Source organism: Paenibacillus medicaginis (assembly GCF_042138635.1).
Taxonomy (GTDB): domain Bacteria; phylum Bacillota; class Bacilli; order Paenibacillales; family Paenibacillaceae; genus Paenibacillus; species Paenibacillus medicaginis.
The window spans coordinates 1-17088 of sequence record NZ_JBHIRY010000053.1; the positions used below are offsets into that span (position 1 = coordinate 1).

Sequence of the window (17088 nt, forward strand, 5' to 3'; positions counted from 1 at the left end):
GATATTGCTGAATCATGCTTCGCTCATTTCCAGTTCTACGTGTGTTTTATTAGGGCGTTTATTTCACTACAGTCCCTAAGCTTGTTATGAGGTGGTTATAATGTCAGATCTGCGCCAATTAGTTGGTACACGGATTAGAGCAATGAGAAATGCAAAAGGTCTTACACAGCAGAAACTGGCTGATATCGCCGGATTGGATTATAGATATATTGGGGCATTAGAAAGAGGCGAAAGAAATTTTTCCATTGATACACTGGAGAAAGTTCTAATCGCCCTAAATGTTTCCCTTAGTGAGCTGATGTATTCAGATAGTGAAATAGATAACGACGAGTCTTTAAAGCGAGAAGCAATTGATGAATTCATAGGAATTGTCAGTATGTTGAATGAGAAACAAATTAGAAGCATTAGGAATATAAATATTGAATTTAAACGTGCATTTTGATTAGCAATATTGGAGAATAGAGTTTCGTCCTCATTCTATTATTTTGGATAAATCCCATCCCCATTTACTTTCGTAAAAGTCATCGTTGAGTATTTTTGTTTGGAATATATCTCCAATTTTCACCTCGTCTTTTAAATTTTCTATATACTTTTTTGCAACCCGTGAAATATGTATTGAACCATAGTTTCTTGAATCATCCGTCTTAATAGTAACATTGATAAATGATTGGCTAACTGATGTTACTGTACAATGAACTACGTCCCCTATTTTTAAAAACTCCAAACTTCCCTTAGCATTTGTATATAACGTAACTTGTTTTAATAATGCAGTGGTTACTTCCTTACTTCGATGATGCTCATCCACTGGAACATGAGAACTTCTAAGTGCCTCATCCAAGCACATAATTGCTGTTTTCAGACATTGCTCCATACTTCTTTCGTCTTTAACTAACGAGAAAAGTGCCTCAAACTCTTTTCTTTGTTTTCGAGTTTGACCAAAGCTTACCTGGGTACCAACATGTAGCCCCCTCATTGCGCACATCAAATGAAATTTAAATTTCTTATACTTCTTTGCAATAGTCCCAACTTTAATTTTCTTATCTAAATAATAATTGAAGTATGCAGCAACATAATAGGCTTCATAACCATCACTATCTAAAAATATTTTGTTTTTGTAAGAATTTAGCAGCTCCCCATAGTATCTATGTGTACTGTGCGGCTCATTTAAGAACATCGAAATATATGAAGAAATTTGAGTAGTCAAAGTTACTACCTTGTTCTTGCTAATGTTATCTGCTAAGTCATACTGTTTTGATCTTCGCTCATAATATAATCTAAATTGGGGCTCTATTGAGTTATAAAAATCCTGAAGCCGTTTATGGAAGTGTTTGGTTGATGTGAATGCTTCAGATTTCACTTCCGTTTGTCTATTTGTTGTAAAAATAACACGGTCAGATATTACATCTTCTCGGACTTCTATAACCTTTACTACAACATGTGATAAATCGTTAATATACTTCTCATTTTCAAACAGAACGTAACTTGACTGGCAACCATTAACTATTTGATAATCAAATAACTCTACAGTATCACCCGTTACTTTTATTGTTTTAGCCATAATGGTAATCCCATTATTTAACACAGCAAAACGAGCTTGATCCACCTCGTTTATTATAGTTTCCTTTATTTCCAAATTAACGGAGTTATACCCCTGAAAATCTCTTACATTGTCTTCAAAAATATTTGTAAGCATATTACCATCACTATCTTTTAATATTTGTACAAAGTCCTTACACTTAACAACCCCTAAATAAGCTTGGTTTACCCCCTCTATTTTGGGGAATGAAACTTTTTTTTCCATTATAATTGTTCTGCTTATTTTCTTCTTTAGTTCTTTATATGTTAGAATGATTTTCTCGGAACCGTACGGAAGGAAATCAACAACTGAGAAATCTTGTGAAAGCTTAAAGGGCTTGATCTCAATATTAATTCTATCTTGCAACCCGTTATCTTCATTCCATTTTCCACAACAAACATAAAATAAATCCAATGTAGGGGATTCATTAAAATCAACACTATGTGAATAAATAATATCTTTTATTTCAATTAGGGTTTCCATTTTTTCGTTGGTCTTTGGTCTCTTTTCTTCACTCTCAAAAAATGCTTTTACTCCATAAACAAAATCACCAATTTCAGAACCACTGAAGCTTTCACTTGTTTTAGACTGAATAAAAATAAACTTCACTTCTAATGAGTTGGATTCATTAATAATGCTAGTTACATCGTCCTTTGTTACAACTAACTTATCATTAATGATTATGGCAACCCCATCTAATCCCTTTTCGCCTTCATCTGTCATTACATCGTTAGGATCAAAACGATCGAGAGTATACTTATTTATAATACATCTATTAATAAAATGTTCGAAAGCCGTCTCTTTTTTCATATTTTCTATACTATATTCTTTTACATGAGTTTCTAAAAAGCTTTCAATAATTTTATTCATTATAATCCCTCCGACTTACAAATTATGTTCTGATGACCTATTGTAAATTCTACACTTCTCTCCATTATCCTGCTTTTTTATAAACTCGACTTTAACTTCATCGCTCCGAATCCGTCGATTTTGCAATTAATGTCGTGATCCCCATCAAACCAGACGGATATTTTTGACTTTGGTGCCGATCTTCAGAACTGATGATACTTTCAGGTCCTTAATTCGCATTTACTCCTCACTCTTCAAAAGTGCTCGATACCGCTCTATTTGCTCCTTCGTCGCGGCTTCCCGCAACGATTCCAACTGTGCAGCACACCTCTTGAAATACCCTCCCCAGCTTATGGGCAAGTCTTAGCGCCTGCAAAATGCACTCGACTGCATCACGCGGTCGCCCCATCCACTGTTCATACATCGCCCGTTGGTAGAAATAGTGGTAAATTTCATCGTTGTTTGATGAACCTGATTCTATGGCAAAGCCCACAGCTTGTTCACTGAACGTATGTAAAATCCGATCAATCCGCCACCCATACCGCACCGCCGCCTCCATAATCGTGGTCAACCCCTTCACACATTCATCGGGATGCTTATGCAGAAAACTCACATATTCCTCCAGCAGATCTTCCTGTCCCATCTCAATCTCCAGGGCAAACAGGTTCATCTGTGCTTTATGTTTGAACTCCTGTATCACCTGTTCTTCCGCCTCATTCAGCGTCCCCCCCATTCCAACCCCGCATATCGCCTGATACACACTCGTGCCTCCTCTACCCTTCCCAGCTTCTGATAGGCAAGACCCTTCATTTCAAGACTATATCCGTGATAATACAGCAACGGGCGCTCAGCAGGGTTATATCGGGCAGACCATCCCTTGGATTGACGTACCTGCCGCTCTTCACGAATACACTTCACGCATTGGTACAAAATATCCGCCGTCCCCATCACCTTGCTCCAATTTTCAAAGCCTGCAGCCATACTCAGCATCTCAACAACGATGTCCGGTTTGAGTGATTTCAGGATGAAAGTTTGCAAAGATAGTTCTTTTACAAAAGTAGTATAGACGAAGCCACACTCCTGGGGAATGACTAGTTTCATTCATTATACTACTTATAATGTGCAATTTCATACCATTATTGCTAGATATTTTGTCCTGACTTTTATAGCCTATCTTATCTAAGCTTGTTATGAGGTGGTTATAATGTCAGATCTGCGCCAATTAGTCGGTACACGGATTAGAGCAATGAGAAATGCAAAAGGCCTTACACAGCAGAAACTGGCTGATATCGCCGGATTGGATTATAGATATATTGGGGCATTAGAAAGAGGCGAAAGAAACTTTTCTATAGATACGTTGGAGAAAGTTCTAATCGCCCTGAATGTTTCCCTTAGTGAGTTGATGTATTCGGATAGCGAAATAAATAACGACGAGTCTTTAAAGAGAGAGGCTATTGATGAATTCATAGGAATTGTTAGCTCATTAAATGAGAAACAGATTAGTAGCCTTAGGAAAATAAATATTGAATTTAAACGTGCATTTGATTAGCACCTCAATTTTTCACCTCGCTAGTGGTACGGTTCATCTTAACAGGTCTATTGACGAAAAATGTGAAGGGAGCTGGTGGCGACCAGCTCCTACGTGCTAAACGTCAATCTTATCTCTTTAAATCTTCGGCAACTTGAGCAACAATACTTGAGATGGTGATTTCTGTCCCACCTCACTTCGAAGTATCATTCCACCATGCTTTGAAGAGCATATTCCCTATCTTGATAATTGTTTCCACCTATTCTCTAATATCGGGTATTGGTATGTTTTCATTCGGCCTAAGAGATCGGCTGCTTCTGTAGCTATTACCATCAAATCCAAATGGCTTGGATTCATAAATCCTTTTCTAACCCCTTGATGGACCATTGTTAACTGTGGATCATAATACTCTGGACAGTGAAAAGTTTTCACGTTTAAGAAGCAAGCGAATCCGTGTCCGAATGGGACGATTTCTGCTTGGAACGAATTATTTGAGTTAGGGCCAGATGCGGGTTTTGAGCAAACAAACGAAAAATCGATTGGCGCAAGTAAACTACGACGGTCGCCTCCGACACGATGGATTTGGACGGTGTGCGCAGATAGCGGAAGAACAGTGCAGGCGTTCGACCGGAAAAGTGTAAAGCCAAAAGCTGCACCAAACCCATCGCGATGACGCTGCACATGACGAAGCCTTCGATGGCCTGGAGGGTCAGTCGAATCCGTTTCCGATCGGACGCGTTCGGTCACCTGCTCCAGCGGATCCGCCTCTCCTTTGCGACGGTAGCGGTTCAGCTTCGGCATCGACGCGCTCCAGAAACGGTAACCGAACGCGCCGATCACTTGCTTCATTTCCCGAAACGTACATTCAATCTTGAAACGGTATCCGTATAGCGCGATGATCTCCGTCGCCTCCAGCGCCAAATCGGTGCTGACGAGAATCGAAAGGCGGTCGCCGTGCCGAACGAGAACGAAGCGCAGTTCCTGATATAGGCCCTGGCCCCATAACAAATCCAGACACAGGAAGGAAACGATTTCTTCCTTGCCATAGAGCGTCACAACAGCGGTTTGAAAATCGGCCTCGCGCGTCTGGAACAACTCAGCAAGCTTCAGCATCTTGCCTTTCTTCGGCGGGCGACCGCGGCCCGGCTTCTTTGGCGCAGGTGGTTCGTAGGCGACCGCATTCATTTTGGCTTTCGTGACCAGGTGCATGCGTACATCGCCCGATTGATTGATGTCCGTTAGCCGCTGCAGTGCGGGGATGGACAGAAAATAGCGGTCCGGCAGAAGCAGCGCCTCACCAAAGGTGCCGTCCTGCAGATTCATAAACAGAGGCAGGCAGAACCACTTTTGCGGCGTGCCCGCCAGAATACCGATGGCACCGAACAGATGACCGAAAATGTACTCGCCCTTGGAAGCATTTTCAGATTCTTGGTGCAGCTTCTTCACGCCCGGCATATGCCGTCCTTCCTTGGCCTGCTTCATCCCGTCGCCAACGAGCACGACACGCCCGCGCACGTGGAGGAGCGGAGCGAAACGGCAGACGGCTTCCTGCCAGGCCAGCCGCAGCGATTCGAGCGACCGGGCGGAAGAACGAAAGAAATGGATCATGGACTCGTAATGACGCGGATTCAGCGCCAGATCCCGAATGATGGAGGTTACACCGAGATGGTCGGAACGGACCATCAGGCCGACAACGAGGACAACGAACCACTCGAAGGTGGCAGCGCGGGAGAAGCAAGTTCGAAATGTAGACAGAATTTCATTCAAATATTTCAACATAGACTGGTCGATCGTGAGAAAAAAGAATACACTATTCTTGTAACCCTCTCTTGCGATCTGATCTCCTTTCTGGCCTGAGAACCTTAAGGATATCATGGATTTGCTTGATTGGGTTATTTTGCTATGTGACGTTTTTTCGACGAGAACTTTTCACTGTCCAGAATACTCATTAATATTGAAAATACCAACAGGCTTTTTATGAATTCCAATCTGAGTCCAGCATAATGCTTCAAAGAGTTCTTCAAATGTCCCATATCCTCCGGGCAATGCAATAAAACCATCTGCCAATTCACTCATGGTCGCCTTCCGTTGATGCATATTCTCTACTTCAATCAGTTTGGACAACCAGTATGAACCATTTCTCCAGCAAACAATCCCTTCGGCATAACGCCAGTCACAGTGCCGCCTAATTCTAATACGGTATTTGCCACCTCGCCCATCAATCCAACATTGGATCCCCCGTAGACAAGCTCCAATCCGTTCCTTACTATTTCTTCACCTAAATGTTGGGCATGGATCTGAAGTTCAGTTTCTTCCCCCGAGTTAGATCCGGCATAGACACATATTTTTTTCATACACATCCCTTACACTACATCTTGTTATGATATGATATATATGTTGCTAAATATAGATATGGATGTGAAGAGATGGATTCAAAGGAATTTCAGCACTGGGTAGAAGCTTTTTATAAAACCAGAGGATGGGCGGACTATGGTCCATTTATTCGAATGGGCTTTTTAATGGAAGAGACAGGAGAAGTCGCAAGAGTGGTGCGTTCGTTGGAAATCGGGAGGAATCGCCCTGACGAAGCTGATAAACGAACGGATGAACTAAAGAGGGAGCTAACAGAAGAACTGGGAGATGTGCTCAGCAATCTGATCATTTTGGCTAAGAAGTATGATATCAGCATGGAAGAGATCATGGAAACCCATGTGAGAAAGTTAAAACAAAGGTTCCGTGATGAATAACCCCCCCACTTGGAAAGCGACGTTTTTCTCGAACCAATACTAGATTTCCTAAATAAGCGAAGGAGCAATTGTTCGGAATTTCCGAACAATTGCTCCTTCGCTGAAGAACTTGTAAGTCAAACTTACAGGTTCAATATCGGCAAAATCTACACGTACCGGCATCTACTTGCAGTTGTGAAGTGTTACTTGCCAACTCTGCTGAGCAACTGAGAACTGTCAGGCTCAAACACTAAATCATCCTTGCTTCGTATCTCTACCCCGAAACACGAATCTCATGACGTTTCATATCGATGACTGCACCGACGGATAGCAAGAAATCAGCCCCGATAATCCCATACATATCGAAGCCATAATCCATCGCACCGATCTGAATCGTGAATCCTGGTAAGGAGGACTCACCCATCCGTACATGATCAACTTTCTTCTCGTAGACGTACTCCTCGCCGCCAATTCCTCGCATCGTCCGAATCATATCCATTAACTCTGGCTCCAGCCCTACTTCCGCTGCAATTTCAGCAGATAACAATGTCGCGGCGGATCCGGTATCAATCAGAACGTTAGAAATGGTGCGCTCCATCCCTTTGTGTGCAATCACAAGTTCCACAAAAGGCAGTCCGTTCCTGATCTTCATCTTCATCGAAGCGCCCGCACTCCTGTCCATTGCGTCACGGTGATGTCAAGTTGGTCGTGAGATGTATGAACAACGTACATTTCCCGTTGCTTATTCTCCCGATGCAACTTGATATATGATCGGAGCGCTTCTTTACTGTTATCGTCAAAAGAGCCAATTACGTTCAACTGATCTAGAACACGCTTGTTGCCTTGCGTGCTTGCTTCAATAGCTTCAACCAACACCCATTGCGCAGAATAGCGGCTACGCACCTCTGACCATTGCATGGACAACCCTCCGTTCGTATGCCCCATTTTCTTTTATTATATCACATCCATCAGCGGCCAAATCAACGTCTCACGCCACCCCAACTGGGTTTGTTTGAAACCACATCTCCTTCGTAATGTGGTTCCAAACAAACCTTATTTTAACGGCCTCCGCACGGATTTTGTGAAATCCATTGTTCTTCCCATAATGATGGATGCCAAGAAAGTAAAGAATGCCGTCTTGATATCCATGACCATGGCTCCTAGTATAAGCACCAAAAAGTCAAATGCAATATGAACGGTTCCCATTTTCAGATTCGGAAAACGAAGTTGAATTAACCGAGCTAATAGCCCTACACCCCCGCTGGTCAGTCCTTGTCGAAAAACGATTCCCGACCCCAATCCCAAAAAAGCCCCTCCAATCACAATGCCTAACCATAAAGGAGGATGCACCCAATTCCGGATAGGATACAAAAGGTCAAGGAAGACCGACAGAACCCCTGCAACCATCACCGTCTGGATAACAAAGGAACGCCCAATACGCTTCCACGCCAGTAAAAATAAAGGAATATTAAGAGCAAATACAACGATGCCTGTATTCCAATTCAAAACATAGAGGGTAAGAACCCCGATCCCCGGAAAACCTGTGCTAAATAGATGAACAGGAACATAACCGAGATTCACGCCTAAAGCCATAATAAAACATCCAACGAATGAAATCATGATGTTACTTACTCTCAATGTAGAGGGCCCCCGTCTGTCTAAGCCAACTGGTTATGGGAAATTAACCTGTGAATATGCACGGCCAGATAGGTGAGTTCCTCGTTTGGAATGGTCTTCCCGTACACCTGGTTGACATACTCCTTGATTTTAAAAGCTCCGTCCATCGACTCCGGATAAAGGCTGGCGATTTGTTCAAACAATATATTGTCACTGCTCTCTAACATCTTATCCGTATATAATCGCTCCACAAAAAACTTCACATGGGTGACAAAGCGGGTATAATGAACGTTTTCTGTATCCATATCAATATTCATCGAATACCTGACCAGGTTGACGATGCTGCCAATCATTTTGGCCATCTTCATGCCGTCCTTGGATTCCTTCTCCTCGCTTTGGGCATTGATTAAATGAAAAGCGATATTGGCCGCTTCCTCCTTGGGCATTTCGATGTGCAGCTTTTCTTTGATCAGCTCCAAGGAGAATAGCCCGATCTCATATTCTTCAGTATAGTAATTTTTAATTTCCCAAAAAACCTTGTTGGTAATCGCAATATTTTTATGATACCGTTCCACCGCGAAATGCAAATGATCCATCAGGGTAAAATAGATCCCCGTGTTGAGCTTGGTCTGCAGCTTCTTTTCCGCGTATGCCACAATCTGCCCGGTCAGCTCCACGTATACCGGAGGAATGGCGTCCAATACACCGAGATACTCCTTGACTTTGACATTTTCGACAGGTACGAACATTTGGTCGGCCTGGTGTTCCTCGACGATATTGCCCGCTTTTTGACCATAACCGATGCCTTTGCCAAACAGAATATATTCCTTGTTCTGCTCATCCTCTACCAAAACGACGCTGGAATTCAACACTTTTTTGATTTTGATCACCACGGATCACCTTCCTGACCGAAAGATGGGCAATTAATCCAGATCTTCACCATTGCTTTCAATTACTTTTTTATACCAATAAAAAGAATCCTTGCGGCTGCGCTGCAACGTGCCGTTTCCTTCGTCATCCTGATCGACATAAATAAAACCGTATCTTTTGGACATTTGAGACGTGGAAGCACTGATGATATCAATCGATCCCCAGCTTGTGTAACCGAACAGGTCAACGCCGGCTTCTACCGCTTCTCTCATTTGTGCAAAGTGTTCTCTAAAATATTTGATCCGGTAGTCATCGTGGATGGAGCCGTCGCTTTCCACCTGGTCCACGGCGCCCATGCCGTTTTCCACAATGAGCAGCGGTTTTTTATAGCGGTCGTATAACTCAATTAAGGAAATTTTCAGGCCCACCGGGTCAATCTGCCATCCCCAATCCGTTACGGGCAAATAAGGATTTTTCACCCCTGTGATCGTATTGCCTGACGTTCGCTCCAGCCCCTCTTTGGCGGACTCGGTTAACGACATATAGTAGCTGAAAGAAACAAAATCGACCGTGTGCTTCCGCAAAATCTCCCTATCTCCCTGTTCCATTTGCAGATGAATATTTTTCTGCTCGAGCATGGTTTCGATCAGGGGCGGGTATTCTCCAAATACCTGCACATCCGCGTAAAAATAAGTGTGCAGATTCCTCATCAGCGTAATCTCCACATCTTTGGGGTGGCATGTATTCGGATAGGTCGTCAGCATCGTCAGCATGCAGCCTACCTGGCTGCCCGGAATGATGCGGTGGCAATCCGCCGTCACCTGCGCCGAGGCGACAAACTGGTGATGCAGCGCCTGATAAATGACTTCTTCCACCTTGCCCTCCGGACAACGATCCGGGACAATGCCCGCAGTTGTGAACGGATGGCGGATGATGCTGTCGATTTCGTTGAAGGTCAGCCAGTATTTCACCAGGTCCTTATAACGCGTGAAGCAGACATTGCTGAATTTCACAAAATAATCGATGACCTTTCTTTCCGCCCAGCCGTTGTATTTGACGCTTAAAGCAAGCGGCATTTCATAGTGGGAAAGCGTGACGATCGGTTCGATGCCAAGCCGTCTCATTTCCGTGAACAAGCCGTCGTAAAACTTCAGCCCCAATTCATTGGGCTCGTTCTCTTCCCCGGTCGGAAAAATCCGGCTCCAGGCAATCGAGACGCGCAGCGCCTTGAAGCCCATTTCGGCAAACAGGGCCAAATCCTCCTTATATCGATGATAAAAATCGATCCCTCTGCGTTTGGGATATTTTGGGACGTCCGGATCTTGCATCGCCCGTTCGATCATTTCGGTGGTAACGACCTGGTGCGCTTCGTAATCCTCAACATTTAAATGCGGTCTATACATGGCTATGTCAGCTACAGACGGACCTTTCCCATCCACGTTCCAAGCGCCTTCCGCCTGATTGGCGGCAATAGCGCCGCCCCATAAAAAGTCTGTTGGAAATCCTTTGCTCATTTCTATTCTCCCCCTTGGTTTAATTTCCTATAGCGGTTACAAACATCAAAGTATCCTGTTGATTTACCTGTTTTACATCCACAGCAGTCTCTACCGCGTATTTGTCCTTATTGGTCACGATGGCGATGGTTACCGGATCATAACCTTCCCCAATAATCTTCTCAAGATCGAACTTCAGCAATAAATCGCCGGCTTTGACCTCATCCCCGGCTTTAACCTGGGGTTCGAAATATTTGCCCCGCAATCTTACGGTATCGATTCCTACATGGAACAGCATTTCGATGCCGTTCGCCGTACTCATGGCAATGGCATGGTTTCTGCCGTAAACCATCTCAACTTTACCATCCACTGGTGCGTATAATTCACCTTTGGCGGGAATGACCGCAATTCCATCCCCCATCGCTTTGGTGGAGAAGACCTCATCGTTCACCTCAGATAAGGGAATCATTTCCCCAATCACTGGGCTTTTGAACTCTCTCACCGTATTTGGCTGGTCAGCGGATTGGTGCTCTTCCATTTTGGCCTTATTGTCCTTGCCGAGAATAAAGGTCAACACAAAGGCAACAGCGAAAGAAATGACCAGCGCGATGACGGCATTGATGATATTTCGCGGCAGCTCTTCCGAGATGAACATGGATAGACTGGCCAGTCCTGGTCCGACCAGCACAAATGCCTGCAAGCCGACAATACCGGTAAACGCCCCGCCAATAAGAGAACTGATCATGACGCTGCCGAGCACTTTTTTATTTTGCAGGGTGACCCCATACAAGGCCGGTTCCGTAATGCCGAACAAGGCGGAAATGCCGGCGGAGAGAGCCGTGGCTCTTAGCGCTTTATCCTTGGTCCGCACCGCAACGGCGAAGCAAGCGCCGCTTTCCGCGATATTGTGGGCAAGCGATGCGGGCAAATAGAGCAATTCCTTGCCGGTATTTCCTAACGCGGTGAGAACGTATGGAACGAGCGCTTTGTGCATGCCGACAGATACCATCAGCGGCAATACGGCGGCCAAGAGTGCTACGGCAATCCACCCCACCTTATCGAACAAAGTTAAAATGATGGATGAGAAACCCTCACCGAGCGTATAACCGAGCGGGCCCAAAATGAGCAACGAGACCGGCACGGTAATGAGCAGCGACATCATCGGGACAAAAAAGATCCGGATCACTTTCGGCGTAATACGCGTAAACCATTTTTCCATTTGGGCATAAAGCAAGACGGTCAGAATCGCCGGAAAGACCTGATAGGCATAGGCGATGCTTTTGATCTGAAGCCCGAACAACTGAGCACCTTCCCCAAGCATGGCCGTCATGTTCGGCAGAAGCAATGCGCCGACGGCAGCCAGGGCCACCAAAGTATTTACCTTCAGTTTGTTGGCGGTGGTAACAGCCACTAATAATGGAAGAAAGTACAGAGCCGCGTCGCCAATTTGGACCAGGATTTTATACGTGTGGCCGTCCGGGTCGAGAACATTCATTAAACCGAGCAGCAGCAACAGCGACTTTAACATCCCGGCGCCGGCAATGGCCGGAATCAGCGGCTGAAACACTCCCACGATAAAATCCAAAATAACGCTGCCGACTTTCTTCTTCTCTTTCGGTTTAGCGGCGGATGCCGCAGCGGATTCCGAGTCCGGATTCGGCGAGCCCAGCAAATGATTGACTGCATCATAAACTTCAACAACTTCATTCCCGATGACGACCTGGCACTGGCCGGTCATTTTTACAGCGATAACTCCAGGAATACTTTCGAGTCGCTTGACATCGGCTTTGCTGTTATCGACTAAAGAAAACCGCAATCTTGTCGAGCAGTGCTCGAAATGGGCAATGTTTTCCTTGCCGCCCACATGCTTCAGAACTTCCGCGGCTGTCTGTTTGTAATCCATATCCAATGCTCCTTTCTTTCGCAAATTTGTGAAAGGGGCAGGCTTTTTTGCAAATAAAAAAGGACCTAAAACGACAAATCAATCATTTGTCATTTTAGATCCTGCCTGCATTACCAGTCACATGTCTAATGGGTGTATTCGTTTGATTGAATTATATATCATGATTTTGAAAGCGTCAACATCTATATGTCAGCCGGCAAATTCAATCCGATTGCGTCCATTGCTCTTGGCTTGGTAAAGCGCCTTATCTGCCTCAGCAAGAAGTCCCATTAAGTACCCTTCCGGATTGCCCGGCATATGTTCAATATCAAAATTTTCAACAGATAATGCCCCCATACTGAGGGTAATGGAAACAGGTTCGTTTTCATGCCCCACCAAGATGCGGGTAGACTCCACCAATAATCTCACTTCTTCCGCTAATTGTTCAGCTAACCGGCGGTCTGTATCCGGAAAATAGATGATGAATTCCTCCCCGCCGTAACGGATTAGAATATCCGTACTGCGCAGAGATTGTTTAACGGTTTGAGCCGTGCGATAAAGGACCTCATCCCCTATGACATGTCCATAGCGGTCGTTTATGGCTTTAAAGAAATCAACATCAAAGAGGATTAGCGAAAACGGAGCTCTATTTTGAATATTGTTTTTAACCTCATGAGTTAACTGTTCGGTTAAATAATAGCGATTGTAGCAATTGGTCAAGCTGTCCGTAAGCGCCATTTCCTTAAGTTTCTGATTGGCCATGGATAATTCGTTGCGAATGCTATCAAGAGAATGATTGCGTTCCCGCAGGATTTCATTTTGCCGATTCAGTTCTTTAACAAGATAGCGTTCTTGCGAGATATCCTGGAACATAAGAATACGACCGATTTGCATACGGTAAGAGTCAACGATCGGAGAAGCTTGCAAAATAAAATGACTCACAGGTTCCCGCTCAACGATGATTTCAATTTGAGATAATATATTGTTTTTATGCTTGTAATGCTCGAGGAATCTCCGGCTGCTGCCAGCTATTCGAACAGATCCCAGAAACTTCTCCATATCAAAATAATCGCCCACATTTACATCCACAAACAACCGTAAGGCTTTGTTGACTTCAATAATGGATTCGTTCTCGTCCACTACCATAATGCCATATGGAATTGTATTGATCACATCCTCATGAGCGATAGAGACAATATCCAAAACATTGTATCTTTTAATGACAAATACAAAAAATAAAGCGGAAATAAAAATGCCCGCCGAGGTCAACCCCGGAATGATCGGGAGCCATTCCCTTAAGACCACATTAAGAAGCAGGTCCGTTAATGCAAAAGTGGCCAGCACGAAGATTCCCCAGAGCGTTATTTTGACTTGTTTTTTGATGGTTAATATCGTTCTGCAAGAATGGAATGCTCGAAACAAAAAAGAGAGGGAAGCAAAAAAGTAGCTCAATAAAATGACGATCACAACCCAAAACCATGGACCGTACTCTCTATGGATGTACCCGCCTTCCAGCGGTTTTACAAAAAGGTTAAACGGGTTCATGGCCACACCGACTGCTGCAACAACAGCAGGGATAGACAGCAAGAGTAATCTCTTTCTTCCTAATTTACTGGCATTTCCGGTAAGAAAAGCTGTTAGAAGAAGCCAACCGCTGCCCAACATCGAGAGCGCGACAAAAGACAAGGTCACATAAAACAGCTGTAAATGCCGATCATGCGTAATCCCCGTAGCAAATTGACACAGCGGCCAAAGCATCATCAAGAAATGAAACAAAAGGTATACCTTACGCAAATCGGTAATCGCAACGGTAGCAAAAACATATACAAATAATGCAAATAACAGGAGGAACAAAGAGAGATCGTACCATACGGATAAGCTCACAAATTTTCTCCTTTTTAATCCGACAAATTCGATAATTTAGATCGATTCTATTATAGTATATTCCTTATACATGAAAATTAAAATAACTGCAAAAAGACCCTTTTGCATGCTGCAGAAGGGTCACAGTTACTTTATTAATAGATGATTGTCAGGATCTATTCCAATCTCTGCTGACCAGACTTATACCTGGGTATTGCGGCTAAATTGATTCACAGCACTGAACAGAGCTTTTACAGATGAGGTCATAATATCAACGTCAATGCCGCAGCCCCAATATACGCTGCCGTCCGGAGCCGTGATGCCGATATAAGAGACAGCCTGTGATTTAGAGCCGGTTTCCAGAGCGTGCTCTTTGTAGATCAAATCGGTGTAATTCAGTCCAAGATCGGTTTGCAGAGCATTGCTGATCGCATCAAGTCTTCCGTTCCCCGCCCCAGTAATTTCCTTTGCTTCATTGCCGGTCCGGATCGTGACGATGGTTTGGAAATCTTCATGGTCTGTAGCGCGGTATTTAACAAACTCCACAGGTGTTTGGATATTCACGTATTCCTTCACGAAAATATCGTATATTTCATCAGGCATCAGTTCCTTTTGCTGCTGATCTGATACGTTTTTAACGAAGTATCCGAAATTTTCGCGCATTTTCGCCGGGAGATCAAGTCCGTACTTCAGTTGCAGCACATACCCGATGCCGCCTTTGCCGGACTGGCTGTTAATACGGATAATATCGCCTTCATACTCCCTGCCGATGTCCTTGGGATCAATTAGCAGATAAGGGACCGACCAATGCTCTGGTTCCTCTTCCTCGCGCCATTTCATTCCTTTGGCAATGGCATCCTGATGCGAACCGGAGAACGCGGTGAATACCAGCTCACCTCCGTAAGGATGTCTTTCGCTTACTTTCATTTTGGTCAGCCGCTCATAAACGGAGATGATCGCAGGGATGTTCTCAAAACTCAACTTCGGGTCCACCCCGTGCGAGTACATGTTCAGAGCCAGCGTTACAATGTCCACGTTCCCTGTTCTTTCCCCGTTCCCGAACAAAGTACCTTCGACGCGCTGCGCTCCGGCCAGCATCCCCAGCTCCGCATCCGCCACTCCTGTTCCCCTGTCGTTATGCGGATGGAGCGACAAAATCACGTGCTCCCGGAAATTCAGGTGCTCGCTCATATATTCGATCTGGCTGGCGTAGACGTGAGGCATGGACATGGATACCGTTACAGGCAGATTGATGATAACCGGGTTCTCCGCCGTCGGCTGCCATATGTCGAGCACGCTGTTGCAGATGTCCAGCGCAAATTCGATTTCTGTGCCTGTAAAGCTTTCAGGTGAATACTGGAACTGAAAATTCCCTTCCGTTTCCTCCGCGCACTGCTTCAGCAGCTTGGCGCCGTTCAAAGCGATGTCGATAATTTCTTGTTTGGATTTGCGGAATACCTGTTCCCGCTGCGCCACGGATGTCGAGTTGTACAAATGGACTACGGCTTTTTTCGTACCTTTCAACGCTTCAAAGGTTTTGCGGATAATATGCTCTCTCGATTGGGTAAGCACCTGGATCGTTACATCATCCGGGATCAATTCCTGCTCAATCAATGTGCGCAAAAAGGTGAACTCCGTTTCCGATGCTGCGGGAAATCCGACTTCGATCTCCTTGAATCCGATATCTACAAGCAATTTGAAGTATTCCAGCTTTTCCTCCAGATTCATCGGAACGATTAACGCCTGATTGCCGTCGCGAAGGTCGACGCTGCACCAAGTCGGCGCCTCTGTAACATATTCCTTCCGGGTCCAATTCATGCTCGCCTCCGGCGGCATAAAATATCCTCTGGCGTACTTGTTAACGTTTTTCATGGATATCCCTTCCTTTCATCGATTTTCCGTGCCTGACAGCCAAAGACCGGACGCGCAAAAAAAGCCTTTCATCTCCATTAACAGAGACGAAAGACTTTGACATCTTACGCGGTACCACTCCGAATTCATGCCATACTCGGCATGCACTCTACGGATATGAGTTTGCCAAAACGGACAAACCCGGCATCCTCCTGATGATAACGGTCAGGCTCCGGCTCCACCTACTTCACGGGTTCAGCGAGCAACTCCAAGGCGAGTTCCGATCTTCTCCACGGCTGTTTCGCACCATCCAACAGCTCTCTGTTCGCTTGGAAAACCGTACTATTCCTTTTCAACGTATTATAATTATTAGGGATAATGCTATATCACTAATACGATGGTGTCAAGTACAATCTGAATTCAACTTTATAACGTCAAGCATTGACAACCTCATAAATCTCCCGAAGTTTTTTGCCGCCTACCGACAGACCCTCTTCCAGCAGTACTTTCGTTTCTAACAATGAAAGGGTGTTTCCTTCAATGGCTGTAGAATGATGTGTATACTCCAGTTCAAATGCCTGTATATAACTTTTAACAGTAGCTTCCGGGAGTGTGTCTTTTCTCTGATCATACAGAGCTTTTTTCTGCAGTAGTATCTGATAATCCACTCTGCTCACTCCTTTTTATAATATTTTTATTCAAAATTTATGTAGCTCGCTGAATTCATTATATTCTATTTCCAAAGTTAAACCTATTCAGTAGGGTAAGACGAGGGATTACTCCCTCGGACTCCCCGTCAAACCGTGCATGCGGATTTCCCGCACACGGCTTTC

Annotated in this window: 16 protein-coding genes, 2 pseudogenes and 1 other annotated feature; of the genes and pseudogenes, 3 read left to right on the forward strand and 15 right to left on the reverse strand. The window is 44.6% G+C overall.

Features of this window, described 5'->3' with window-relative positions; genetic code table 11:
• Positions 1-100 precede the first annotated feature (100 nt).
• A complete protein-coding gene (locus ACE5LO_RS26675) occupies positions 101-442 on the forward strand; it encodes a helix-turn-helix domain-containing protein (protein ID WP_375522949.1) in 342 nt (113 codons plus the stop codon).
• A 30-nt stretch (positions 443-472) separates the two neighbouring features.
• Here ACE5LO_RS26675 and ACE5LO_RS26680 read toward each other — a convergent pair whose 3' ends face one another.
• The 4 genes and pseudogenes from ACE5LO_RS26680 to ACE5LO_RS26695 all read right to left on the reverse strand — a co-directional run bounded on the left by ACE5LO_RS26680 (position 473) and on the right by ACE5LO_RS26695 (position 3526).
• Positions 473-2446 carry an AIPR family protein gene (locus ACE5LO_RS26680; protein WP_375522950.1) on the reverse strand — a complete coding sequence of 658 codons (1974 nt, stop codon included), beginning with the start codon at positions 2444-2446 and terminating at the stop codon, positions 473-475.
• A 77-nt stretch (positions 2447-2523) separates the two neighbouring features.
• Positions 2524-2659, reverse strand: a pseudogene (locus tag ACE5LO_RS26685) (PhnA domain-containing protein); the annotation flags it as partial.
• 13 nt (positions 2660-2672) lie between these two features.
• A complete protein-coding gene (locus tag ACE5LO_RS26690; protein WP_375522951.1) occupies positions 2673-3185 on the reverse strand; it encodes a hypothetical protein in 513 nt (170 codons plus the stop codon).
• Complete coding sequence (locus ACE5LO_RS26695) at positions 3143-3526, reverse strand: RNA-binding protein (RefSeq protein ID WP_375522952.1); 384 nt, start codon at positions 3524-3526, stop codon at positions 3143-3145. The genes ACE5LO_RS26690 and ACE5LO_RS26695 overlap by 43 nt, the downstream gene beginning before the upstream one ends.
• A 103-nt stretch (positions 3527-3629) precedes the next feature.
• On the opposite strand from ACE5LO_RS26695, the gene ACE5LO_RS26700 reads away from it, so the two are divergent.
• Positions 3630-3974 carry a helix-turn-helix domain-containing protein gene (locus ACE5LO_RS26700; RefSeq protein ID WP_375522953.1) on the forward strand — a complete coding sequence of 115 codons (345 nt, stop codon included), beginning with the start codon at positions 3630-3632 and terminating at the stop codon, positions 3972-3974.
• 216 nt (positions 3975-4190) lie between these two features.
• Here ACE5LO_RS26700 and ACE5LO_RS26705 read toward each other — a convergent pair whose 3' ends face one another.
• The gene (locus ACE5LO_RS26705) at positions 4191-5828 is read right to left on the reverse strand and encodes a hypothetical protein (protein ID WP_375522954.1); all 1638 of its coding nucleotides are present in this window, start codon (positions 5826-5828) and stop codon (positions 4191-4193) included.
• 66 nt (positions 5829-5894) lie between these two features.
• A pseudogene (locus ACE5LO_RS26710) lies at positions 5895-6307 on the reverse strand (LOG family protein); the annotation flags it as partial.
• 72 nt (positions 6308-6379) lie between these two features.
• Between ACE5LO_RS26710 and ACE5LO_RS26715 the strand changes: the two are divergent.
• Positions 6380-6700 carry a MazG nucleotide pyrophosphohydrolase domain-containing protein gene (locus tag ACE5LO_RS26715; protein WP_375522955.1) on the forward strand — a complete coding sequence of 107 codons (321 nt, stop codon included), beginning with the start codon at positions 6380-6382 and terminating at the stop codon, positions 6698-6700.
• 253 nt (positions 6701-6953) lie between these two features.
• Here the strand turns inward: ACE5LO_RS26715 and ACE5LO_RS26720 are convergent, their stop codons facing one another.
• The 9 genes from ACE5LO_RS26720 to ACE5LO_RS26760 all read right to left on the reverse strand — a co-directional run bounded on the left by ACE5LO_RS26720 (position 6954) and on the right by ACE5LO_RS26760 (position 16923).
• Positions 6954-7337: a retropepsin-like aspartic protease gene (locus ACE5LO_RS26720; RefSeq protein ID WP_375522956.1), complete on the reverse strand. Its 384-nt coding sequence runs from the start codon at positions 7335-7337 to the stop codon at positions 6954-6956.
• Positions 7334-7597 (reverse strand): hypothetical protein, encoded by a 264-nt coding sequence (locus tag ACE5LO_RS26725; protein ID WP_375522957.1) that lies wholly within the window; start codon positions 7595-7597, stop codon positions 7334-7336. Before ACE5LO_RS26725 ends, ACE5LO_RS26720 begins: the two co-directional genes overlap by 4 nt.
• A gap of 135 nt (positions 7598-7732) precedes the next feature.
• Complete coding sequence (locus ACE5LO_RS26730) at positions 7733-8317, reverse strand: YitT family protein (RefSeq protein WP_375522958.1); 585 nt, start codon at positions 8315-8317, stop codon at positions 7733-7735.
• Between the two features lie 20 nt (positions 8318-8337).
• The gene (locus ACE5LO_RS26735) at positions 8338-9186 is read right to left on the reverse strand and encodes a BglG family transcription antiterminator (RefSeq protein WP_375522959.1); all 849 of its coding nucleotides are present in this window, start codon (positions 9184-9186) and stop codon (positions 8338-8340) included.
• Positions 9187-9219: 33 nt separating this feature from the next.
• The gene (locus ACE5LO_RS26740) at positions 9220-10680 is read right to left on the reverse strand and encodes a glycoside hydrolase family 1 protein (RefSeq protein WP_375522960.1); all 1461 of its coding nucleotides are present in this window, start codon (positions 10678-10680) and stop codon (positions 9220-9222) included.
• A gap of 19 nt (positions 10681-10699) precedes the next feature.
• Entirely contained in the window at positions 10700-12562 is a 1863-nt protein-coding gene (locus tag ACE5LO_RS26745; RefSeq protein WP_375522961.1) for a beta-glucoside-specific PTS transporter subunit IIABC, read from the reverse strand.
• 189 nt (positions 12563-12751) lie between these two features.
• Positions 12752-14425: a histidine kinase N-terminal 7TM domain-containing diguanylate cyclase gene (locus ACE5LO_RS26750; protein WP_375522962.1), complete on the reverse strand. Its 1674-nt coding sequence runs from the start codon at positions 14423-14425 to the stop codon at positions 12752-12754.
• A 180-nt stretch (positions 14426-14605) separates the two neighbouring features.
• Positions 14606-16276 carry a 2-isopropylmalate synthase gene (leuA, locus tag ACE5LO_RS26755; RefSeq protein WP_375522963.1) on the reverse strand — a complete coding sequence of 557 codons (1671 nt, stop codon included), beginning with the start codon at positions 16274-16276 and terminating at the stop codon, positions 14606-14608.
• A 79-nt stretch (positions 16277-16355) separates the two neighbouring features.
• Positions 16356-16620 (reverse strand) — a binding site (T-box leader).
• A 69-nt stretch (positions 16621-16689) separates the two neighbouring features.
• Positions 16690-16923 (reverse strand): cell filamentation protein Fic, encoded by a 234-nt coding sequence (locus ACE5LO_RS26760; RefSeq protein WP_375522964.1) that lies wholly within the window; start codon positions 16921-16923, stop codon positions 16690-16692.
• Positions 16924-17088: the final 165 nt, after the last annotated feature.